A 23,014-nucleotide genomic window follows, 5' to 3' on the forward strand; every position below is an offset into this window, starting at 1 on the left:
ATGTGGCCCGCGTTCCTTGCATGCCTCTCGCCGCTCCCCTGCCCCTGTTGATGTGCCTTGTTGTCAGGCTCTTTCCCGCAGCCATTGATGGACTGCCGGGGCGATTTCGCGTTGGGCGCGGCCGGACACATAGATGCCAATGTGCCCGCCTTTGAATGCCAGCTCGCTGTAATCGGCCGTACCCACATATCGCCTCAGCGCTCGCGATGCATCCGGCGGTACGAGATGATCCTGGGTGGCATAAATATTCAGTACTGGCTGGGTAATCATTCCCAGGTCAACCGGTAGCCTACCGATCTGCAACTCACCTTTGATCAACTTGTTCTGCTGGAAAAAGTCCTTGGTGAACTGACGGAACGCTTCGCCAGCCTGGTCGGGCGAATCGAAGATCCAGCGCTCCATGCGCAGGAAATTTTTCAGCTCGGCCGGGTTGTCGAGAATGTCGACCATGCTGACGTATTTCTGCTGATTCAGGCGCAGCGGCTTCAGCATCAGGTACACCCAGTTCATCAGCTGCGCGGGGACATTGCCCAGGGTGTCGACGAACAGGTCCACATCCATGGCCTGTACCCATTGCGAGAGCATGTTGTCAGGCGTGCGGAAATCCACCGGCGTCACCATGGTGACGAGGTTTTTCACTTTTTCCGGATGCGTCGCGGTGTAGCAAAGCGAGAACGTACCGCCCTGGCAGATGCCCAGCACATTGATCGCATCCACCCCGTGGCGCGCTCGAATGGCATCGATGCAACGATCGAGGTAGCCGTTGATGTAATCGTCCAGGGTCAACCAGCGATCGGCACCATCCGGGTAACCCCAATCGAGCAGATAGACATCCTCGCCTTCCGCCAGAAGGTTGCGAACCAGCGAGCGATCGTCTTGCAGGTCGGTCATCCAGACCGTGTTCACCAGTGCGTAGACGATCAACGTGGGCACTTTCGCGGTCGGCTTGCTGGCGCCCTTCATATGCCAGACCGTGAGCTTGTCCTCGCAATAAGCCGCTTCACGCGGCGTATTGGCGTACTCCTGCTCTCCCAGGCCACGCAGATTCTGCAAGCCCGCGGCAAGTTTGCGCTGGAAGGCAGCGACTTCGTTGAAGGCCTGCTGGGGATCGATGTGCAATGGGCTTTGCATGGCCAATCCTTACTTGCGCTTGCCAGCGGCCGAGCGCGTCGTCTTGGTGGGCGGCGAGGAAGTAGTCGCCTTGCCGTTACGGCCGGCCGGCTTGCGTTCGACCGGCTGCAGCGTTGCGGTCGATTTGCTATCCGCCAGCGCGCGCTTGAGTGCGGCAATTTCTGCCTTTAATGCATCCACCATGGGAGCATCCGCCTGCGAATGATGCTGACCGTGGGATTTGAGTTCGCGTCGCAACTGCTGCACGCGCTGGCCAAGACTGTCCACCTCGCTGCGCGTAGGAATACCCAATTCCCGGCAGAGCTGCTCGGTCTGCTGTTGTTGCAGCTTGCGTACTTGCATCTGCGCATTGACCAGTTCGCCGAACACATCACGAAACTCGTCGGTCAAAGCCATTTCCGAATAGGCGTCTTCCATGGCGTCGACCCATAGATCGTAGAGCGCCTTCATGGAGTCCAACTGCTTGCCAGGCTGCGCGTGCTCGGCAAGCGAATCCTGCAGGCGCGCGATGCCCTGCTTGTTCACTTGTTGCAGCAATGCCTGATAACGCGCGTGGATCTGCATGTATTCGTTTATGGCCGCCAGCAACGCCTGCTGATCCAACTGCTGTTCGCGCGTGATGCCTAACGCCGCCATGTGCCCTGGCATGCCCATCCCTGCGCGCTGCATCGCCTGCACCCAGGATTGCCATTGATGGTCCAGGCCGAAGGCGGATGCACTGTCGAGGCCGGTTAGTGCTTGCGCAAAAGGCTGGTTGAATGCTGCCAGGAAGGACTGAAGGGAGGCCGGTTGCTGCCAATTGCCCACGCCCATGTGGCCGAACTGCCCATGACCCACTCCGGCCCCGGCTGCCTGCTGCAGCCAGCTGCCATAGGCTTTAAGACTGGCGAGACTGCGCGTCAGCAGATCGTCCGTGGGAGCGGCGACGGGTTGTGCGACGAAGGGATTATGACTCCCCGCGGGCTGCTGCATATAACGCATCCAGGCATCCCAGGATTGCTGCGCAAACGCCTGGTAGTCCTTCAGGAAATCATTCGTCTGATCGGGCATGCCTGCATCCTCGAACTGAGGCGCCATCGTAGCAAAGACAAGCTTGCGGAAATGAAAACGCCCGGCTACAGAAGCCGGGCGTTTTCGATGATCAGCCTGTCAGAAAAGCTCAGGTACCGGTCGCCTCATCCTCGGTAACGGCCTTCATCGACAAGCGGATGCGACCCTGCTTGTCCACTTCCAGCACCTTGACCTTCACGATATCGCCTTCCTTGAGCTTGTCGGAAACTTTTTCCACGCGCTCATTGGAAATCTGCGAAACGTGGACCAGGCCGTCCTTGCCCGGCAGGATGGTGACGAAAGCACCGAAGTCCATCAACTTGGCGACCTTGCCTTCGTAGATGCGGCCCGGCTCGACGTCGGAAACGATCTGCTCGATACGCTTCCTGGCATCATCGGCGGCGAGGCGATTCACCGAGGCGATGATCACCGTACCGTCGTCGTTGATATCGATGGTGGTACCGGTTTCCTCGGTAATGGCCCTGATGGTGGCGCCACCCTTGCCGATCACTTCGCGGATCTTGTCCGGATGGATCTTGATGGTGAGCAGGCGCGGGGCATACTCGCTCATCTCCGAACGCGGGGTGCTGATCACCTTGGCCATTTCGCCCAGGATATGCAGGCGGCCGCGCTTGGCCTGTTCCAGCGCCACCTTCATGATTTCCTCGGTGATGCCGTCGATCTTGATGTCCATCTGCAACGCGGACACGCCGGCAGCGCTACCGGCCACCTTGAAGTCCATGTCGCCGAGATGGTCCTCGTCGCCAAGGATGTCCGACAGCACGACGAAGTCGCTGCCTTCCTTCACCAGGCCCATGGCAATGCCGGCAACCGGCGCCTTCAGCGGCACACCGGCGTCCATCATGGCCAACGAGGAACCGCAGACCGATGCCATCGAGGAAGAGCCGTTCGATTCGGTGATCTCGGAGACCACGCGCACCACGTAAGGAAACTCCTCGATGCTGGGCTTGACGGCCTGCACGCCGCGCTTGGCGAGACGGCCATGGCCGATTTCGCGACGCTTGGGCGCGCCGAAGCGGCCGGCCTCGCCCACCGAGAATGGCGGGAAGTTGTAGTGGAACAGGAAGGGATCCTTCGACTCGCCTTCCGGCGCGTCGATGATCTGCGCATCGCGGGTGGTACCGAGGGTGGCCACGACCAGGGCCTGGGTCTCGCCGCGGGTGAACAGCGCCGAGCCGTGCGTGCGCGGCAATACGCCAACGCGCACGGAGATCGGACGGATATCATCCAGCTTGCGGCCATCGATGCGGACTTTGGTTTTCAGAACGCCGTCGCGCATGGTGCGGTATTCGATCTCGGCGAACGCATTGCCGATATCCAGGTCGGTCCAGCCATGCGACGCTGCCGTTTCGGCGATACCGGCCTTGATCTCGCCCTTGAGCGCGGCAATGGCATCACGGCGCTCGAGCTTGTCGCGGATCGCGAACGCCTTCTCCAGGCGATCGCCCAGGATGCTGTGGATCGAGGCGAACAATGCTTCGTTGCGCGAGGGAGCTTCCCAATGGAATGCCTTGCGACCGGCTTCGGCGACGAATTCGTTGATCGCGTTGATGACCACCTGCATCTGCTGGTGACCGAACACGACCGCGCCCAGCATCACTTCTTCGCTGAGCAACTTTGCTTCGGACTCCACCATCAGCACGGCATTGGAGGTACCGGCGACGACCAGATCCAGATCCGAGGTCTTCAGCTCGGTCACGGTCGGATTGAGCAAGTACTTGCCGTTGGCATAGCCGACACGGGCCGCACCGATCGGGCCCTTGAACGGAATGCCGGCCAGGGTCAGCGCGGCGGATGCACCGATCATCGACAGTACGTCGCCATCCACTTCGGGATTCAGCGAAACGACCTGCGCGATGACCTGCACCTCGTTCTTGAATTCTTCCGGGAACAGCGGGCGTACCGGACGATCGATCAGGCGCGAGGTAAGCGTCTCTTTCTCGGTCGGCCGTCCCTCGCGCTTGAAGAAGCCGCCGGGAATGCGGCCGGCGGAGTAGAACTTTTCGACGTAATCGACGGTGAGCGGGAAGAAGTCCTGCCCCTCGCGCGCCTTGGTGGCTGCCACGGCGGTGACCAGCACCACGGTGCCGCCCATGCTGACCATGACAGCACCCGAAGCCTGGCGGGCGATTTCGCCCGTTTCCAGCGTGACTTCGTGATTACCGTACTGGAACGACTTGGTTACTTTCGCCACTGGGTTTGTCCTGAATTGAAAGGTGCGGCCATGGATGGCTGCTTCTTGATTTTCGCGATCATGGATGAGCGCAAAAATCAGCGACGCAGGCCGAGGCGCTCAATCAGGCTCTGATAGCGGCCCAGATCGCGATCCTTCAAATAGCCCAGCAGACGCTTGCGCTGGTTGACCAGCTTGAGCAGCCCGCGACGGGAGTGATGGTCCTGCTTGTGTGCCTTGAAATGATCGGTGAGGTGATCGATACGCGCGGAAAGCAGGGCAACCTGCACTTCCGTGGAACCGGTATCGTTCGGCGCGTGGCCGAAGTCAGCAATGATCTTGCCGGACTGTTCTGCGGTGAGGGACATGGGTATCTCTTCCTTAAAAGCGGGTGCGGAACTTGCGCAACATCACCGCCCGATGGCGTTGCGCAAGCTCCGACAGGTTGAATGAAAGCTCTGAATCAAGTGGGTTATTGTACCGAGCCCGAGCGCGTTGCAACAAGACCATGTTAAGCATGGCTTTTTCGTTTCCCCTCCCCGCATGAAGGCGGCGGAAGGTTAAAGCCGCGCAGGATACGCAGCCGGCCCTGCACATCGCAGTCGACCAGCGCCAACAGGCGCCCATCCGCGGCAAAGGCGGCGGATCGGCCACGCGGGAAAGCATCGGGCCAACTGATCTGGCGCCCCTGTGAGACGGCCAGGCTGGCCGCTGCATCCAAATGCAGGGCGGGGAGGTCCGACACCCCCGCTGACAAAGGCAGGACCCATTGATCCAGCACCTGTTCGCCCTGCTCCGCCGCCTCGCGCAGCTGATCCAGGGTCACCATGGCCGGCGTGCGGAAAGGATCGACCCATAGCCGACGCAGCGAGGCCAGGTGGGCTCCGCAGCCAAGGCTCTGGCCAAGATCGACCGCCAGGCTGCGGATATAGGTGCCTGAACCACACTCCACCTCGAGCATCAGCGTATCGGCGGTCCGGGAGACCAGTTCCAGCCGATCAACCTGCACTTCGCGGGGCGGAGCCTGAACGGCCTCTCCTCGCCGGGCCCTCAGGTATAGCGGCTCGCCATCCTGCTTCAACGCCGAATACACCGGCGGCACCTGGATGATGCGGCCTCGCAGCGGAGCCAATGCCGCCTCGACCATGGCGTCATCCAGCGCTGGTACCGGGCGCTGGTCGATAACTTCGCCCTCCCGGTCCGCCGTGGCGGTGATTGCGCCAAGGCGACATTCAGCGATGTAAGCCTTGCGCGACCCGAGCAGGTTGCCAGCGATCTTGGTCGCCTCGCCAAAGCACAGCGGCAGCAGGCCGGTAGCCAGCGGATCGAGGGCACCGGTATGGCCGCCTTTTGCAGCACGCAGGATGGCCAGCGCCATCTGCAAGGCTTTGTTCGAACTTACCCCCAGCGGCTTGTCGAGTAGCAAGATGCCGTGCAGGTCACGGGCACCGGGACGATGTCGGCGGCGGCTCATGGGCGGGATAACGTGTGAATCGTAACCGGAGAATGGTTCTGCGATGAGCGGGAAGGCCTTTTGTTACGTGCCATCCACTTCCCGATCCTTCCTCAACAAATGCTCGATGCGCTCGCCCTTGTCCACCGAATCGTCATACTTGAAACGCAGTTCCGGCACGCGGCGCAACCGCATTTGACGCGAAAGCGAGCGGCGGAATTCCACGGCCAGTTCATTGAGCGCCTTCACCGTCTCCCTCGACTGTTCCGGCAGCAGGGCCGTGACCCACACCGTGGCCCAGTCCAGGTCGCGCGTGACCTCGACATCCGAGACGCTGCATGATGGCAGCCCGTGGTCGCGCACGGCGGCATGGACGAGGGTGCCAAGTTCGCGGCGAAGCTCGGCGCCGACGCGGTCGGTTCGCTTGAAATCGCGTGAGGGCATGGATAACTCCTTCCCCGGAACGAGGAACAACTGGCGAATAGCTGGAGCGCGGATCGCCAGATTACGTCAAGTGAAAACCCGGACACGACATGCCCGGGCTTGAGTCATCAGGGGGATGGGATGTTCGTTTTGTCGCCACTTATCCCATATCCCTGCTTTTTACAGCGTGCGGGCAACCTCGATACGCTCGAAGCACTCGATTTGATCACCCACCTTCACGTCGTTGTATTGCTTCACGGCGATACCGCACTCCATGCCGTTGCGTACTTCGTCGACCAGTTCCTTGAAGCGGCGCAACGATTCCAGCTCGCCCTGGAAGATCACGGTGTTGTTGCGCAGCACACGGATCGGCTTGCTGCGTTTGACCGTGCCTTCCACCACCATGCAGCCGGCAACCGCGCCGAACTTGGAGCTGCGGAACACGTCGCGTACCTGGGCGACACCGATGATTTCCTCGCGCACTTCCACGCCGAGCAGGCCGGATGCCGCCTGTTTCACCTGATCGATCACGTCATAGATGATCGAGAAGTAACGGACATCCAGTCCCGCGGTATCGATAACCTTGCGCGCCGACGCATCAGCGCGCACGTTGAAGCCGATGATCAGCGCCTTGGACGCCGCCGCCAGCGTGGCATCGGACTCGGTGATGCCGCCTACGCCGGCGGCGATCACATTCACCTTTACGTTTTCGTTGCCGATCTGGCTCAGCGATTCGCGCAAGGCCTGCACCGAACCCTGCACGTCCGCCTTGACCAGAATGTTGAGGGTCTGCTGCTCGGATGCCTGGCCCATCTGCGCCATGATGTCCTCAAGGCGGTTGGCCTTGCTGACCATGCGCGTCTCGCGGCGCTTCAACTGGCGTTCGGCGGCCACTTCGCGCGCCAGACGCTCGTCGGCGACGGCAACGAAGTCATCGCCTGCTTCTGGCACACCCGAAAGGCCCAGCACCTGGACCGGAATCGACGGACCCGCTTCCTGCACGGTTTTGCCGGTCTCATCGACCAGCGCACGCATGCGGCCGTATTCGATCCCACACACCACGAAATCGCCGCGCTTGAGCGTACCTTGCTGCACCAGCACGGTAGCCACCGGACCACGGCCGCGGTCCAGGCTGGATTCGATCACCACGCCCGATGCCGCACCGTCCTTGACCGCCGTCAACTCCATCACTTCGGCCTGCACCGAAATGGCGTCCAGCAGTTCATCGATGCCCATGCCGGTCTTGGCCGATACCGGCACGAACATGGTGTCGCCGCCCCAGTCCTCCGGGATCACTTCCAGATTCGCCAGGCCTTGCTTGACGTTGTCCGGATTGGCATCGGCCTTGTCCATCTTGTTGACCGCGACGATCAGCGGCACCTTGGCGGCACGTGCATGCTGCACGGCTTCCTGCGTTTGCGGCATCACGCCGTCATCGGCCGCCACCACCAGAATCACGATGTCGGTCGACTGCGCGCCACGTGCACGCATTGAAGTAAACGCCGCGTGGCCGGGTGTATCGAGGAACGTGATGACGCCCTTCGGCGTTTCCACGTGGTACGCGCCGATATGCTGGGTGATGCCGCCCGCTTCGCCGGATGCAACCTTGGTACGGCGAATGTAATCGAGCAGCGAAGTCTTGCCGTGGTCGACGTGGCCCATGATGGTGACCACGGGTGGACGTGTGGAGCGCTCGCCATCGAGTTCCGCATTCTGCGTGTGCGCAGCCAGCGCCGCCTCGGCACCCTGGTCGCTGGCTTGCACTGGCTTGTGACCAAGCTCTTCCACCACCAGCACGGCGGTATCGAGATCGATGGTCTGGTTGATGGTTGCCATGACGCCCATCTTGAACAGCGCCTTGACCACTTCCGAACCCTTGACCGCCATCTTCTGCGCGAGATCGGCCACTACGTTGGCATCGCCGACGACGACTTCGCGCACGACCGGCGCGGTCGGACGGGAGAAGCCATGCGCACCACCCGCCGCCGGCGATCCGCCGCGCGTCGCTTCGCGCACGGAACCCTTGCCAGGCTTGCCGCGTTTGTTGGAACGGCGAGCGCGATCGGCCTCGGACAAGTGCAATTCACCGGCAGCAAAACGCTTGCCGCCTGGCGCCTCGTCACGGTCACGACCGCCATGACGCGCTTTGGCGCCACGATTGTCGGCGGCGGCGCCTGCAGCGGGCGCCGCAGGAGCTGGCGCGGGCGCCGGCGCGGGCACGACAACGGGCTTCTTTTCACGCTTACGCGGTTCATGGATGCGCGGCAGGATCATGCCCAGCGAATGCTGGTCGATCCGCTGCACAGCCGGTGCCTCGGGCGCGGCGTTCTTGTCTTCCCGCTGGACCGATTCGGGCGCCGGCGCGGAAACGACTTCTTCCTGCTCGACTTCGGGCTCTTCCTCGACCGCGCTCGCTTCTGCAGCGGCTTCTGCTTCGAGCCGTGCGCGTTCCGCCTCGGCTTCTTGCCGCGCTTCTTCCTCGGCGCGTTGATACGCTTCTTCCTGGCGCCGGCGCTCTACGTCGGCACGCTCGTTCTCTTCATGCTCGCGCTGCTGCTGCGATTCATGCAGCTTGCGCAGCGCATCCTCGCGCTCGGGCTCTACGCTCGCTTCTTCAGCAATCACGCTGCGCTTGACGTAGGTACGCTTGGCGCGCACTTCCACGTTGACGGTCTTGGCGCTGCTGGGCGTGCCGCGTCCACCGGGCGTGGCAACCTTCAGCTCGCTGATCTTGCGGCGCTTGAGGGTGATCTGCCGGGGCGATGAATCTTCCGCTTCGACGGCCACATCGGCCTTGCCATGGGTACGGCGCAAAAAGCCGAGCAGCTTCACCTTTTCGGTGCTGCTGATGACCTGCTCCGGATCGGAGAATTTCATGCCCGCTTCGCCAAGCTGGGTGAGCAGCTTGTCGACCGGCATGCCCAGCACCTGGGCTAATTGTTTGATCGTGACATCCGACATCGTGTTCTTTCTCCGCCGTTCCCGCGCTTATCGTCCGTACAAAATGTTTTGCACGGTCACCTCCGTCCCTGGTGGAGACCCATCGGCCTCCCGGCGCGCCCATCCGGGACGCGGCCGCCCGCGGTTAGCCGCCTTTCTCCAGCCGGGCAATCATCGGCGCACGAGCCGCCATGATGAGTGCCGCGGCACGCTCTTCATCCATGCCCTCGATGTCGATCAGGTCGTCGACCGCGAGGTCGGCCAGATCATCCACCGTGACGACGCCGCGCTCAGCGAGCGCGTAAGCCGTCGGTTCATCCATGCTTTCCAGTTCCAGCAACTCCTGCGATGGTTGCTGCCCATCGATGTTTTCCTCGACCGCCAGCGCTTCGGTCAGCAACGAATCGCGGGCACGGGCGCGAAGCTCTTCGACGATGTCTTCGTCGAAGCCTTCGATGGCCAGCAATTCGGCGCTCGGCACGTAGGCGATTTCCTCGACACTGGAAAATCCTTCCTGCACGAGGATATTGGCGATTTCCTGATCCACTTCCAGCTTGTCCATGAACAGCTGGCGCGCAGCTTCCTGTTCGGCCTCGCTCTTGGCGGCGACCTGGTCCTGGGTCATCACGTTGAGCTGCCAGCCGGTGAGCTTGCTGGCCAGGCGCACGTTCTGGCCGCCGCGGCCGATGGCTTGCGAAAGCTTGTCCTCGGCCACCGCAATATCCATCGAATGCTTGTCCTCATCCATGATGATGGACTGCACCTCGGCCGGCGCCATGGCATTGATGACGTACTGGGCCTGGTTTTCGTGCCACAGGATGATGTCCACGCGCTCGCCGTTGAGCTCGTTCGATACTGCCTGCACGCGCGATCCGCGCATGCCGATGCAGGCGCCGATCGGATCGGTGCGATGGTCGTGCGCCACTACCGCGATCTTGGCGCGGTCGCCCGGATCGCGTGCACAGCCCTTGATCTCGACCAGGCCCTGGCCCACTTCCGGCACTTCGAGCTTGAACAGTTCGATCATGAATTCCGGTGCGGCGCGCGACACGAACAACTGCGGACCACGCACTTCCGAGCGCACTTCCTGCAGATAGCCGCGCACGCGATCGCCGACGCGATGCGATTCGCGCGGAATCGTCTTGTCGCGCGGGATGAACGCTTCGGCATTGCTGCCCAGATCGAGGTAGACGTTGCCGCGTTCGACGCGCTTGACGATGCCGGTAACCAGCTCGCCGACACGATCCTTGAAAGCATCCACGACCTGCTGGCGCTCGGCCTCGCGCACGCGCTGCACGATGACCTGCTTGGCGGCCTGCGCGGCGATGCGGCCGAATTCGGCGTTTTCGATCTGTTGCTCGATGAATTCGCCGATGGCGGCGTCCGCGCGTTCGTCGGTGGCGTCCATGAGGCGCAGCTGGCGAAAGGGCGACTCCATCTCACCGTCGTCTGCGATCACTTCCCAGCGGCGGAAGGTCTCGTAATCGCCCGAGGTGCGGTCGATGGTGACGCGGATGTCCGGATCCTCATCCGGATAACGCTTTTTCGCGGCCGACGCCAGCGCGGCTTCCATCGCCAGGAAGATCACATCCCGCGATACGCCTTTTTCGTTGGCTACCGCATCAACCACCAGCAAAAGCTCTTTGCTCATTGCAACCACTCCGTGAACGCCGCTCGGCGCTCCATCGACAGATTGACCAGTCCAATACTCTATTTTTTCTTGCTCGGCTTGCGACCACCGGGCTTGGGCTGCGGCACATAACCGAGCGCCGCCCAGTCCGGCACGATACGCGCGCTTTCCACTGCGTCATGCCCGAATTGAAATGTCTTGCCTTCGGCTTCCAGCGCAATCTGGCTGCCTTCCACCGACACTACCCTGCCGCGCAAACGCCGACGACCATCAAGCGGCGCCTTGAGCAGCACCTTTACTTCCTGCCCGGCCACCTTGGCGAACTGCTCCGCCGTGAACAATGGTCGGTCGATCCCTGGCGAAGACACTTCCAGCAAGTAATGACCAGGGATCGGGTCTTCAACATCCAGCAAGGCCGAAAGCTCGCGGCTGGCAGCCTCGCAGTCGTCCAGGTTGACCTCCCGGCCCTCCGCGTCCAGATAGACGCGCAAGGTACTTTGCCCCTGCGAAGGGCTGAATTCCACACCGATGCATTCCAACTGCAGATCTGTCAAAACCTCGGTGAAGCGTTGTGCAAGCGCTTGCGTGTCCATTCTCGTCTACCGTCGCCAGAAACAAAAAATGGGCTCAAGCGGCCCATTCCCTTATCTCGCCGATGTCCCAACTCTTCCAGGCTCTTTCCTCGCAGCCACCGGCCAATTATGGCCCGATATGGCGCAACGCATCCTTGCGCCCAACAAAAAAGCCTCGCGAGGAGGCTTTCTTGTCCAAGAAAGATCTGGTAGCGGGGGCAGGATTCGAACCTGCGACCTTCGGGTTATGAGCCCGACGAGCTGCCAGACTGCTCCACCCCGCATCAGAGTCCGAGAATTCTAGCGATATGGCCGAATTCTTGCAAGCCTGAAATCGATCTTTTTCCTGTTTTGCGTAAGCGAATTACGCCTCTCAACCTACGAATGCCTGCTTGCACCAGCCAAGCAGCGGCCCCCAATACAGGCCCAGCGCGAGCAACGCCAATGCATTCAATGACAAAGCGATGCGTAGCGTGAAGTCGGGTTGAACACGCACTTCGGTACCAGCCACCGGCTTGTCGAAGTACATCACCTTCACCACGCGCAGGTAGTAGTACAGGCCAATGATGGCGAATACGGCACCGACAATCGCCAGCCACATCATGCCGGCATGAACGGCTGCCTGCAGCACCAGCAATTTGGCGAAGAAGCCGAACAGCGGCGGCACGCCTGCCAGCGAGAACATGCACAGCATCATCAGGAACGCCATCCACGGCGAACGTTGGTTGAGGCCCTTGAAGTCTTCGATTTCCTCGCACTCGAAACCGGCGCGGCTCAGCGCAAGAATCACGCCGAAGGCGGCGGTCGACATCAGCGCGTAGCTGATCGCGTAGAACATGGCGGCCGAATAGCCTTCCGGCCCCGCATTGACCAGGCCCAGCAGCAGATAGCCCATGTGGGAAATGGTCGAGTAGGCAAGCAGGCGCTTGATGTTCGTCTGCACGATGGCAACCAGGTTGCCGATCGCCAGCGACAACACTGCGATCGCCGCCAGCATGAGCTGCCAATGCTGGGAGAAATCTCCCATGCCAGTGGCAAGCAGGCGGAATGCCATACCAAAAGCGGCAAGTTTGGACGCCGAGCCGATGAACGCGGTGACTGCCGTAGGCGCCCCCTGGTAGACGTCAGGGATCCACATATGGAACGGCGCCGCGCCAAGCTTGAACGCCACGCCGATGACCATGAAGATCAGGCCGAACACCAGCAGGTGCGGCATCAAGCTATGCGGCGCCAGATCATGCAAGTGGACCAGGTCCAGCGTACCGGTGGCGCCGTAGACCATCGACATGCCGTACAGCAGCATCCCCGACGACAGCGCTCCCAGCACGAAGTATTTGATGGCCGCTTCCGAAGACAGCGCCGAATCGCGATTCAATGCGACCAGTGCGTAGGACGAAAGCGTCAGCAGCTCCAGGCCCAGGTAGATCATGACCAGATTGCCGGCCGAAACCAGCAGCATCACGCCCAGTACCGCGAAGATCATCAGGGTGTAGAACTCGCCCTGAAACAACTTGCGGTCCATCAGATAGGGCCGGCCATAGATGAAGACCAGGATCGTGGACAGCAAGGCGAAGACCTTCAGGATCTCGGCTACGCCGTCGCGGATAAACATGCCATGGAAGGCCGTCACGGCGCCATTGGGCTGTCCGGATACCACCAAATAGATGGCCACGAGCAGGACCGCGATGGAAAGCCAGTGCAGAATTCCGCGCTGGGTCGGCTTCATGAAAGCGTCCAGCAGCAAAAGCAGGCACGCCGCCGCGACCAGGTAAAACTCTGGCAGCAGGATCAGGATGTCGTTCAAAGTCGGCATGGTCGCTCTCGATCAGACCTTGTGGATGGCGAGCACGTGGACCAGCTGATTCACGGAGCTGTCCATCAGATGGGTCAACGGCTCGGGCCAGATGCCGATGATCAGCACCAGTGCAGCGAAGGCGGCCAGCACAAACGTTTCGCGCCCGTTGATGTCCTTCATTTCCGCAACGTGCGGATTGGTCACCTCGCCCCACAGCACTCGCTTGACCAGCCACAACGTGTAGGCGGCGCCGATGATCAAGGTGAACGCGGCAACCAGCGCGATCCACGGATTGGCGCTGAAGCTGGCCAGGATCACCATGAACTCGCCGACGAAGCCGCTGGTGCCGGGCAAGCCGCAATTGGCCATCGCGAACAGCACATAGAAGAAGCCGAACCATGGCATCACGTTGATTACGCCGCCGTAATCCTTGATCAGGCGGGTATGCAGGCGGTCATACAGTACGCCGATGCATGAGAACATCGCACCGGAAACGAAGCCGTGCGAGATCATCTGCACCATCGCGCCCTGCATGCCCAGGCGCGCGGCATCGGTGTTGCCCTGCTCGCGCACCAGCATGAAGGCAATGAAAATACCCAGTGTCACGAAACCCATGTGCGCGACGGATGAGTAAGCCACCAGCTTTTTCATGTCCTCCTGCACCAGCGCCACATAGCCGATGTAGACCACCGCGACCAGGCTGAGCAGGATGACCAGCCAGGCGAAATGCATCGATGCATCCGGCACGATCGGCAGGCTGAAACGCAGGAAACCGTACCCGCCGATCTTCAGCATCACTGCGGCCAGCACGACCGAGCCGCCGGTCGGCGCCTCCACGTGGGCATCCGGCAGCCAGGTATGCACCGGCACCATCGGCACCTTCACCGCGAAGGCAATCAGGAAGGCGAAAAACAGCCAGCTCTGCTCGGTCATCGTCAGCGGCAGCGACGCCAGCGTATGCAGGTCGAACGTGCCCGCCTTCAGGTACAGGTAGATCAGGCCGATCAGCATGAAGATCGAGCCGAGGAAGGTATAGATGAAGAACTTCAGCGTGGCGTAAACGCGGCGCGGTCCGCCCCAGATACCGATGAGGATGAACATCGGTATCAGCATGGCCTCGAAGAACACGTAGAACAGCAAGGCATCGGTGGCGCAGAACACGCCGATCATCAGGCCCTCCAGCACCAGCATGGCGGCCATGTACTGGTGCGGATTGTCCTGGATCACTTCCCAGGCCCCGATGATCACCAGGATGCCCACGAAGGTAGTCAGCAGGATCAGCGCCACCGAGATACCGTCCACGCCGAGGCCGTAGTGGACATTGAGCGACGCGATCCACAGATGGCTTTCGACCAGCTGCATGCCGGCCGCATCCGGGTGGTATTGCGGTATGAGGAACAGGCTGACGGCAAAGGTAAGTATCGCCATCAGCAGGGCAAGCCAGCGAGCCGTGTTGGGACGGCTGGAACCGGCCAGCAGGACAGGCACCGCGCCTGCGATGGGCAGCCAGATCAACAGGCTGAGCAGATGATTGAACATTGGAGCTCGCTTCCCTTATTGCCCGACCAGCCAATACCCGCCCATGAGCAGGATCAGGCCGAGGATCATCGCAAAGGCGTAGTGGTACAGATAACCGGACTGGATACGGCGCACGCCCGAGGCAATACGCTGGACCATACCCGCCGAACCGTCGATCAGGACACCGTCGATCACGGCAGCATCGCCGCCCTTCCAGAACATGCGCCCCAGCTTGACGCCGCCCCGCGCAAAGACCGCGAAGTAGATATCGTCGATCCAGTATTTATGATCGAGGACAATCCACAGCGGCTTCAGCGCGGACTTGATCTTGCCTGCCATCGCCGGGTTGAACAGGTAGATGTAAGTGGTAATGACGAAAGCCGACAGCACCAGGAAAAACGGCAGCTGGGTGAAGCCGATCATGCCTGTCGACAACCAACCCTGGAACTCCCGTGCCATTTCGCCCAGCACATTGTTCGCCTCATCCACACGGATGGCACCTCCAAACCAGCTGCCGTAGAGCAACGGCCTTACGGTGACGGCGCCCACCAGCAGCGACGGAATGGCCAGCAGGATCAGCGGCAGCGTCACCACCCACGGCGACTCCTTCGGCGCGTGTTCCAGCACGCCTGGCTCATGGCCACCGTGGCCACCATGCTTGGCCGGATCGTCCGTCATGGCATGTGCGTGCGGGCCACTGACGTCTGCGTGTTCCGGATGATGGTGCGCATGCTCATCCTTGGCCTGGTCATGGCCGTGCCCATGGTGGTGCTCGACCCGGAAGCGTTCCTTGCCGTGGAAAGTGAGATACATCTGGCGGAACGTATAGGTCGCCGTGACGAAGGCACCGGCCAGCACGCAGAAGTACGCATAGCCCGAACCCCAGCGGTGCGAGTCATGCACCGCCTCGATGATCGCGTCCTTGGAGTAGTAGCCAGAGAAGAACGGCACGCCGCACAGTGCCAGCGAGCCAATCCACATGGTGATCCAGGTGATCGGCATGTACTTGCGCAGGCCGCCCATGTAGCGCATGTCCTGCTCATGGTGCATGGCGATGATGACCGAACCCGCACCGAGGAACAGCAGCGCCTTGAAGAAGGCGTGCGTCATCAGGTGGAACACGGCGCCGGCATAGGCCGATACACCCAGCGCGACGGTCATATAGCCGAGCTGCGACAGCGTCGAGTAAGCCACTACCCGCTTGATATCGTTCTGCACGATGCCGATCAGGCCGGTAAAGAGCGCGCCGGTCGCCCCGATCACCAGCACGAAACTCAGTGCGGTGCTGGACAGTTCATATAGCGGTGACATGCGCGCCACCATGAAGATGCCGGCGGTCACCATCGTTGCCGCATGGATCAGCGCGGAGATCGGCGTCGGGCCTTCCATCGAATCGGGCAACCACACATGCAGGGGCACCTGTGCCGACTTGCCCATCGCGCCGATGAACAACAGGATGCAGATCACCGTCGCGGCATCCCAATGGATGTTCTGCGACAGCGTCAGCGTCTTGCCGACCAGGGTTGGCGCGGTCGAGAACGCCGTCGAGTAATCCAGCGTGCCCAGGAAATACAGGATGGCCGCAATACCGAGCAGGAAGCCGAAATCGCCGACACGATTGACCAGAAATGCCTTGAGGTTGGCGAAGATCGCGGTCGGACGCTTGAACCAGAATCCGATCAGCAGGTACGACACCAGGCCCACCGCCTCCCAGCCGAAGAATAGCTGCAGGAAGTTGTTGCTCATCACCAGCATCAACATCGAGAAGGTGAACAGCGAGATGTAACTGAAGAAGCGCTGGTAACCCGGGTCGTCGGCCATGTAGCCGATGGTGTACACATGCACCAGCAGCGACACGAATGTCACCACCACCATCATCATCGCGGTGAGGCGGTCAATCAGGAAGCCCACGCTGGCCGTGTACTTGCCAATCTCGAACCACGTATAGAGGTTGTGGTTGTAGACCGGTGCACCGCCCATGCTGATCTGGTACAGCACGTAGAACGAAAGACCGCAGGAGACGAGCAGGCCGAGGATGGTGACGCTATGTGCCCCGACACGCCCGATCTGCCTGCCGAGAAAGCCTGCGAGCAGACAGCCGACAAGCGGCGCCAGCGCGACGGTCAACAGAATGGAGGAGGAAAGTTCCATGGTGCTCAGCCCTTCATGCTGTCGATTTCGGCGACGTTGACCGTGCTGCGATTGCGGAACAGCAAGACCAGGATCGCCAGGCCGATCGCGGATTCCGCGGCAGCCACAGTGAGAATGAAGAAGACGAAGACCTGCCCCGCCACGTCATGGCTGAAGCGCGAGAAGGCTACGAAATTGATGTTGACCGCGAGCAGCATCAGCTCGATCGCCATCAGCAGCACGATCACGTTCTTGCGGTTGATGAACAGACCTGCGACCGAGATGCAGAACAGGATCGCGCCCAGCACGATGTAATGCGAAAGCGTAATCATGGCTTGGGCTCCTGGGTCGTCGCGGGCTGGCTATCGACCGGGCGCTCCGCCGCCATCTTCACGATGCGCACGCGGTCGCGCGCGTTTACTGCGACCTGTTCGCTCGCCTGCTGGTGACGCACGCCGGTGCGCTGGCGCAAGGTAAGCGCCACGGCAGCGATCACGCCCACGGTAAGAATCAGCGCAGCGATTTCGAACGGCAGCAGGTACTGCGTGTACAGCGCCATGCCCAGCCACGCCGTGTTGGACAGGCCCGCAGCCGTAGCGGGATTTTCGCCCATGGTCTGCGCATGCATCAGGCGCACGCCGATCAGGCCCAGCATTTCCAGCAGCATCACCACGGCCACGACCAAGCCGACCGGAAGAAACTTCACGAAGCCTTCGCGCAGCTTTTCCTGGTCGATGTCCAGCATCATCACCACGAACAGGAACAGCACCATCACCGCGCCGACGTAGACAACGATCAGGGCGATGGCCAGGAACTCGGCCTCGGCCAGCATCCAGATGCAGGCGGTGCTGAAGAACGTAAGCACCAATGCCAAAACGGCATGCACCGAGTTGCGCAGGGTGACCACCGCGAGCGCCGCCGCGACGGTAACCGCGGCGAAGGCATAAAAACAGACAAGTTGAAACAAGGACGGATCGATCATCGGTAGTGTCCTCAGCGATAGGCCGCGTCTTGCGCGCGAGCGGCCGCGATGTCCGCCTCGAAGCGGTCGCCGATGGCCAGCAGTTGCGGCTTGGTCACCACGTTTTCACCGCGATGTTCGAAGTGATACTCGTGCACATGCGTTTCGACAATGGAATCGACCGGGCAGCTCTCCTCGCAGAAGCCGCAATAAATGCACTTGAACAAATCGATGTCGTAGCGGGTGGTACGGCGCTGCCCATCGCTGGCGCGCGGCGCGGAGTCGATGGTAATCGCCAGTGCCGGACATACCGCTTCGCACAGCTTGCACGCGATGCAGCGCTCTTCGCCGTTGGCATAACGGCGCAATGCATGCAGGCCGCGGAAGCGGTTGGATTTGGGGATGTGCTCCATCGGATAACGCATCGTGTATTTCGGTGCGAACAAGTACCGAAACGTCAACGCCATACCCTTGAGCAACTCGATGAGCAGCAGGCTCTTGAAATAATTGGTAACGCGAGACATGGCTTTCTTTAGCCCCCCGTGCCGATGTGAACCAGGCCGTAGTACTTCATGCAGCCGGCTACGAGAACCCAAACGATGGCGATGGGAATGAACACCTTCCAGCCCAGCCGCATGATCTGGTCATAGCGGTAGCGTGGGAAGGTGGCACGGAACCACAGGAACAGGTTGGCGAACACAAATACCTTGGCAAACAGCCACAGGATGCTGGCGTGCCCGAGCACCGGCACGCTGGCCGGGAACGGACTCAGCCAGCCGCCCCAGAACAGCACCGAGGCCAGGAAGCTGACCAGGATCATGTTGGCGTATTCGGCCAGGAAGAACAGCGCGAAGGCCGAACCGGAATACTCGACGTGGAAGCCGGCGACGATTTCCGATTCGCCTTCCGCCACGTCGAACGGGGCGCGGTTGGTTTCCGCCACGCCCGAGACGAAATACACGACAAAGACCGGCAGCAGCGGCAACCAGAACCAGTCGAACAGGCCCTTGCCGCCTGCCTGCGCGTGCACGATGTCGGTGAGATTCAGGCTTCCGGCGAGCACCAGCACGCACACCAGGCACAGGCCCATGGCCAGTTCGTAGGAGATCACCTGGGCCGCCGAACGCATCGCGCCGAGCAGTGCGTAACGCGAGTTCGAAGCCCAGCCAGCCAGGATGATGCCGTACACGCCCAGCGAGGTCATCGCCAGCAGGTAAAGCAGGCCGGCGTTGGCGTTGGAAAGCACCAGTTTGTCGCTGAACGGAATCACCGCCCAGGCGGCCAGCGCCGGCACCAACGTGATCATCGGTGCAAGGTAGTACAGGAACCTGTTCGCATTGGTCGGAAGGATCACTTCCTTGACCAACAGCTTGACTACGTCGGCAAAGGCCTGCAGCAAACCAAGCGGACCGATCTTGTTCGGCCCCATGCGTACATGCATCCAGCCGATGATCTTGCGTTCCCAATACACGTACATCGCCACCGCGATAACCAGCGGCAGGATCACGCAAAGGGTATAGATGATGGGCCAGACGAGCTGGTTGAGGATCTGTTCGGCCATGAGTTACGCCTTGCTCAAGGTGATGGCCGCGCCGTAAGGCGGCAGCATCGCGGTCTGATCGTGGGCGGCTTCGATCCATACGGCGCCATCCGGCACCGTGGCATCAATGGCCAGCGGCAGCACAACATTCGCGAGCCTGACCTGGTCGCCAATAGCCAGGCCCTGCCGCTGCGCCTCGGCCGCGTTCACGCGCACGGCCGGTGCACGATTGAGCGGGTGGGCCTGCAAGGCGCCAGCGCGACGCAGTACGGCATCGCTGCGATAGATCGGCCAGGTGGCGAGCCGGCTCAAGCCTTGCGTGGGCTTGCGCTCGATCAGTTGCTGCGAGGTTGCCGACGTGCGCTCGACGATGCCATCACGCAGACCGGCCATGTCATCGAACTCGAAACCGGGGACTTTCATCAGCCCACCCAGCGCACGCAACACCCTCCAGCCTGCACGCGCTTCGGCCGGCGCCTTGGCGCCCGCTTCCACGCGCTGCGCATGGCCGTCGGCGTTCACCAGCGTGCCTTCGATTTCCGGCAGCAAACCGATCGGCAGGAGCACATGGGCTACCTCGCGCAGCGCCGGACCGGCAAACGCGCTAAAGGCAATGACCTGCTGCGCACCGTTCAAGGCCTGCGTAACCACCGTGCCGTCGGCAAAATCGTGTGGCAACTCCAGCCCATAGAGCACGTATGCCTTGCGCGGCTGGGTCAGCATGGCCTGTGCGTTCAAGCCACTCTGGCCCGGAAGCACGCCAACCTTGGCAAGACCCACCGCATTGGCGCCGGTCGGCAGTTCGTTGTACGCCGCTCCAGCAGCCTGGGCGATGAAGCGCGCAATCGCACGCAGCCACGAGGCCTGCGGATGCGTCACCGCTGCTTCACCGAGGATCACGACCGACTGTCCGGACTTCAATGCATCGACGGCTTCGCGCGACTTGTCGGTCACCTGCAGGTTGGCGAGCGCCTCCTCACGGATGAACTCCGGTCGCGTGGCGCCTGCCTCGATCGCCGTCTTGGCGAGCACCAGCAAGGAATCAACCAGGTAGTGCGGCGGCACGACCGCCTCGCCTTCGATCTTGTAGTTGAAATGGAATTCGGCCGGATTGACGGCATAGACCTTGGCGCCCTTCTTCACCGCCTGATGGACGCGATGATTGAGCAACGGCATTTCGTAGCGCAGGTCCGAACCGACCAGCAGCACCGCCTTGGCCTTGTCCACTTCGCTCACTGGCATGCCGAACGCCTGCGCAACGACGCCATCGGCAAAATCCAGCTGGCGCAGGCGATGGTCGACGTGCGCGCTTCCGAGCCCCTGCGCCAGGCGCATCAGCAGGTCGCCTTCCTCATTGGTGGTTGCCGGGTGGACCAGCACGCCGAGCGCATCGCCCGGCACACTCTTCAAGGCTTCGGCAGCGACGGCGAGCGCATCGTCCCAGGTGGTCTTCTGCCACTGACCATTACGCTTTACTTCAGGCGCATGCACGCGGTCGGCGGCATACAGGCCTTCATGGCTATAGCGGTCGCGATCCGACAGCCAGCATTCGTTGATGGCTTCGTTATCGCGTGGCACCGTGCGCAACACTTCGCCGCGACGGGTATGCAACCACAGGTTGGAGCCCAGCGCATCGTGATAGGCGACCGACGGCTTGGCGATCAGTTCCCATGCGCGCGCCTTGAACTGGAACGGCTTGTTGGTCAGCGCACCGACCGGGCATACGTCGATGATGTTGCCCGACAGCTCCGTCTCCAGCGTCTTGCCGATGTAGGTGCCGATCTGCAGGTTCTCGCCACGGCTCATGCCGCCGAGCTCGTAGGTGCCGGCGATCTCGCTGGTGAAGCGCACGCAGCGCGTGCACTGGATGCAGCGCGTCATTTCGGTGGCAACCAGCGAGCCGAGGTTTTCGTCGGCGATGGTGCGCTTGCGTTCGACATAGCGCGACACGCTGCGGCCGTAGCCCAGCGCCACATCCTGCAGTTCGCACTCGCCGCCCTGGTCGCAGATCGGGCAATCGAGCGGATGGTTGATCAGCAGGAACTCCATCACGTCGCGCTGGAATTTCAACGCTTTCTCGGAGCGCGTGGTGACTTTCATGCCATCGGCCACCGGCGTGGCGCAAGCCGGCTGCGGCTTGGGCATCGGCCGGCCGCCCATTTCCACGTCCACCAGGCACATGCGGCAGTTGGCGGCGATCGGCAGCTTGCGGTGATAGCAGAAGCGCGGGATGGCAATGCCGATATTGTCGGCCGCCTCGATGATCATCGCGCCCTTGCGGATCTGCGTAGGCTTGCCATCGATCTCGATATTGACGACGTCAGGCGCGGTATTGGCTGGCTGCGCACTCATGCAGCAACTCCACGGCGTGTTTCGGCGAGCCGGTCTTCGGTCATCGACCGGCCGTGCTGCACGTAGTATTCGAATTCATCCCAGAAACGGGCGAGGAAGCCTTGCACCGGCCACGCAGCGGCTTCACCGAATGCGCAGATGGTATGACCCTCGATCTGGCCGGCAACGGCTTTCAGGCGATGCAGATCATCCTGGGTGCCCTTGCCTTCGACGATGCGCGTCAACACGCGGTACATCCAGCCGGTGCCTTCGCGGCAAGGCGTGCACTGGCCACAGGATTCCTTGAAGTAGAAACGTGCGATGCGATGGCAGGCTTTCACCATGCAGGTGGTGTCGTCCATCACGATCACGGCCCCGGAGCCCAGGCCCGAACCGGCCTTCTGCAGGCTGTCGTAGTCCATGGTGCATTCCATCATGACGTCGGCGGGCAGCACCTTCATCGACGAGCCTCCGGGAATCACCGCCTTCAGCTTGTTGCCGTTGCGCACGCCGCCGGCCATGTCCAGCAGATCGCCAAATGACGTGCCCAGGCGAATCTCGAAATTGCCCGGATTGTTGACGTGGCCCGACACCGAGAAAATCTTCGGACCGCCATTGTTCGGCTTGCCGAGGTTGAGGAACCAGTCCGCGCCGTTGCGCAGGATCGCCGGCACCGAAGCATAGGTTTCGGTGTTGTTGATCGTGGTCGGCTTGCCATACAGGCCGAAGTTGGCCGGGAACGGCGGCTTGAAACGCGGCTGGCCTTTCTTGCCTTCCAGCGATTCCATCAATGCGGTTTCTTCGCCGCAGATATAGGCACCGGCGCCAAGCGCGGTGTGGATGTCCACGTCGATGCCGCTGCCCTGGATGTCCTTGCCCAGCAAGCCGGCCGCATAGGCTTCCTTCAGCGCCTCTTCGAAATGTTCGAAGGGCTCATGATGGAATTCGCCGCGCAAGTAGTTGTAGGCGACCGTCGAACCAGTGCAATAGCAGGCGATCGCCAAGCCCTCGATCACCGAATGCGGGTTGTAGCGCAGGATATCGCGATCCTTTGCCGTGCCGGGCTCCGACTCGTCGGAGTTGCACAGGATGTACTTCTGCATGGAGCCCTTCGGCATGAAGGACCACTTCAGGCCGGTTGGAAAGCCCGCGCCACCGCGGCCACGCAAGCTGCTCTTCTTTACTTCTTCGATCAACGCATTGGGATCGGGTTTTTCGGCAAGGATTTTTTTCCATGCCTGGTAACCGTCGACCTGCAGGTAATTGTCCATTGCCCACGGCTTGTCGAAATGCAAGGTGGTGTAGACGACCTGGTGTTCCTGGGGTGCGGGTCCGACTGCCATGGT

The 23,014-nt window shown here is 61.5% G+C and carries 18 protein-coding genes and 1 tRNA gene; all 19 read right to left on the minus strand.

The genetic code is table 11. The features are described from left to right. Positions 1–63: 63 nt before the first annotated feature. Positions 64–1,131 (minus strand): class III poly(R)-hydroxyalkanoic acid synthase subunit PhaC, encoded by a 1,068-nt coding sequence (phaC, locus tag ISP15_RS02105; RefSeq protein ID WP_404544561.1) that lies wholly within the window; start codon positions 1,129–1,131, stop codon positions 64–66. A gap of 9 nt (positions 1,132–1,140) precedes the next feature. Further along, a complete protein-coding gene (locus tag ISP15_RS02110; protein WP_404544564.1) occupies positions 1,141–2,181 on the minus strand; it encodes a poly(R)-hydroxyalkanoic acid synthase subunit PhaE in 1,041 nt (346 codons plus the stop codon). Positions 2,182–2,290: 109 nt separating this feature from the next. Then, positions 2,291–4,396: a polyribonucleotide nucleotidyltransferase gene (gene pnp, locus ISP15_RS02115; RefSeq protein WP_404544567.1), complete on the minus strand. Its 2,106-nt coding sequence runs from the start codon at positions 4,394–4,396 to the stop codon at positions 2,291–2,293. A 77-nt stretch (positions 4,397–4,473) separates the two neighbouring features. Continuing rightward, positions 4,474–4,743: a 30S ribosomal protein S15 gene (rpsO, locus tag ISP15_RS02120; RefSeq protein ID WP_115476760.1), complete on the minus strand. Its 270-nt coding sequence runs from the start codon at positions 4,741–4,743 to the stop codon at positions 4,474–4,476. Between the two features lie 143 nt (positions 4,744–4,886). Further along, on the minus strand, positions 4,887–5,849 hold the full coding sequence (truB, locus tag ISP15_RS02125; protein WP_404544570.1) for a tRNA pseudouridine(55) synthase TruB: 963 nt from the start codon (positions 5,847–5,849) through the stop codon (positions 4,887–4,889). A 63-nt stretch (positions 5,850–5,912) separates the two neighbouring features. Further along, the gene (gene rbfA, locus ISP15_RS02130) at positions 5,913–6,272 is read right to left on the minus strand and encodes a 30S ribosome-binding factor RbfA (RefSeq protein ID WP_404544572.1); all 360 of its coding nucleotides are present in this window, start codon (positions 6,270–6,272) and stop codon (positions 5,913–5,915) included. Positions 6,273–6,431: 159 nt separating this feature from the next. Beyond that, the gene (gene infB / locus ISP15_RS02135; protein ID WP_404544575.1) at positions 6,432–9,212 is read right to left on the minus strand and encodes a translation initiation factor IF-2; all 2,781 of its coding nucleotides are present in this window, start codon (positions 9,210–9,212) and stop codon (positions 6,432–6,434) included. A gap of 124 nt (positions 9,213–9,336) precedes the next feature. Continuing rightward, positions 9,337–10,842, minus strand: coding sequence for a transcription termination factor NusA (nusA, locus tag ISP15_RS02140; protein WP_404544578.1), 1,506 nt, complete (start codon positions 10,840–10,842; stop codon positions 9,337–9,339). 59 nt (positions 10,843–10,901) lie between these two features. After that, complete coding sequence (locus ISP15_RS02145; protein ID WP_404544580.1) at positions 10,902–11,414, minus strand: ribosome maturation factor RimP; 513 nt, start codon at positions 11,412–11,414, stop codon at positions 10,902–10,904. A gap of 186 nt (positions 11,415–11,600) precedes the next feature. After that, a tRNA-Met gene (locus tag ISP15_RS02150) sits at positions 11,601–11,677 on the minus strand. 89 nt (positions 11,678–11,766) lie between these two features. Beyond that, the gene (gene nuoN / locus ISP15_RS02155) at positions 11,767–13,206 is read right to left on the minus strand and encodes an NADH-quinone oxidoreductase subunit NuoN (protein ID WP_404544583.1); all 1,440 of its coding nucleotides are present in this window, start codon (positions 13,204–13,206) and stop codon (positions 11,767–11,769) included. A 12-nt stretch (positions 13,207–13,218) separates the two neighbouring features. Beyond that, positions 13,219–14,727: an NADH-quinone oxidoreductase subunit M gene (locus ISP15_RS02160; protein WP_404544586.1), complete on the minus strand. Its 1,509-nt coding sequence runs from the start codon at positions 14,725–14,727 to the stop codon at positions 13,219–13,221. A 15-nt stretch (positions 14,728–14,742) separates the two neighbouring features. After that, entirely contained in the window at positions 14,743–16,857 is a 2,115-nt protein-coding gene (gene nuoL / locus ISP15_RS02165) for an NADH-quinone oxidoreductase subunit L (protein ID WP_404544588.1), read from the minus strand. 5 nt (positions 16,858–16,862) lie between these two features. Then, positions 16,863–17,168: an NADH-quinone oxidoreductase subunit NuoK gene (gene nuoK, locus ISP15_RS02170; protein WP_126682804.1), complete on the minus strand. Its 306-nt coding sequence runs from the start codon at positions 17,166–17,168 to the stop codon at positions 16,863–16,865. After that, complete coding sequence (locus tag ISP15_RS02175; protein WP_404544591.1) at positions 17,165–17,818, minus strand: NADH-quinone oxidoreductase subunit J; 654 nt, start codon at positions 17,816–17,818, stop codon at positions 17,165–17,167. The genes nuoK and ISP15_RS02175 overlap by 4 nt, the downstream gene beginning before the upstream one ends. 11 nt (positions 17,819–17,829) lie before the next feature. Then, complete coding sequence (gene nuoI, locus ISP15_RS02180) at positions 17,830–18,321, minus strand: NADH-quinone oxidoreductase subunit NuoI (protein WP_404544593.1); 492 nt, start codon at positions 18,319–18,321, stop codon at positions 17,830–17,832. Positions 18,322–18,329: 8 nt separating this feature from the next. Continuing rightward, entirely contained in the window at positions 18,330–19,358 is a 1,029-nt protein-coding gene (gene nuoH, locus ISP15_RS02185) for an NADH-quinone oxidoreductase subunit NuoH (protein WP_404544595.1), read from the minus strand. Positions 19,359–19,361: 3 nt separating this feature from the next. Next, the gene (gene nuoG / locus ISP15_RS02190) at positions 19,362–21,689 is read right to left on the minus strand and encodes an NADH-quinone oxidoreductase subunit NuoG (protein ID WP_404544598.1); all 2,328 of its coding nucleotides are present in this window, start codon (positions 21,687–21,689) and stop codon (positions 19,362–19,364) included. Then, positions 21,686–23,011, minus strand: coding sequence for an NADH-quinone oxidoreductase subunit NuoF (gene nuoF, locus ISP15_RS02195; protein WP_404544600.1), 1,326 nt, complete (start codon positions 23,009–23,011; stop codon positions 21,686–21,688). Before nuoF ends, nuoG begins: the two co-directional genes overlap by 4 nt. Between the last annotated feature and the right edge of the window lie 3 nt (positions 23,012–23,014).

Source organism: Dyella jejuensis (assembly GCF_044904675.1).
Classification (GTDB): domain Bacteria; phylum Pseudomonadota; class Gammaproteobacteria; order Xanthomonadales; family Rhodanobacteraceae; genus Dyella_B; species Dyella_B jejuensis.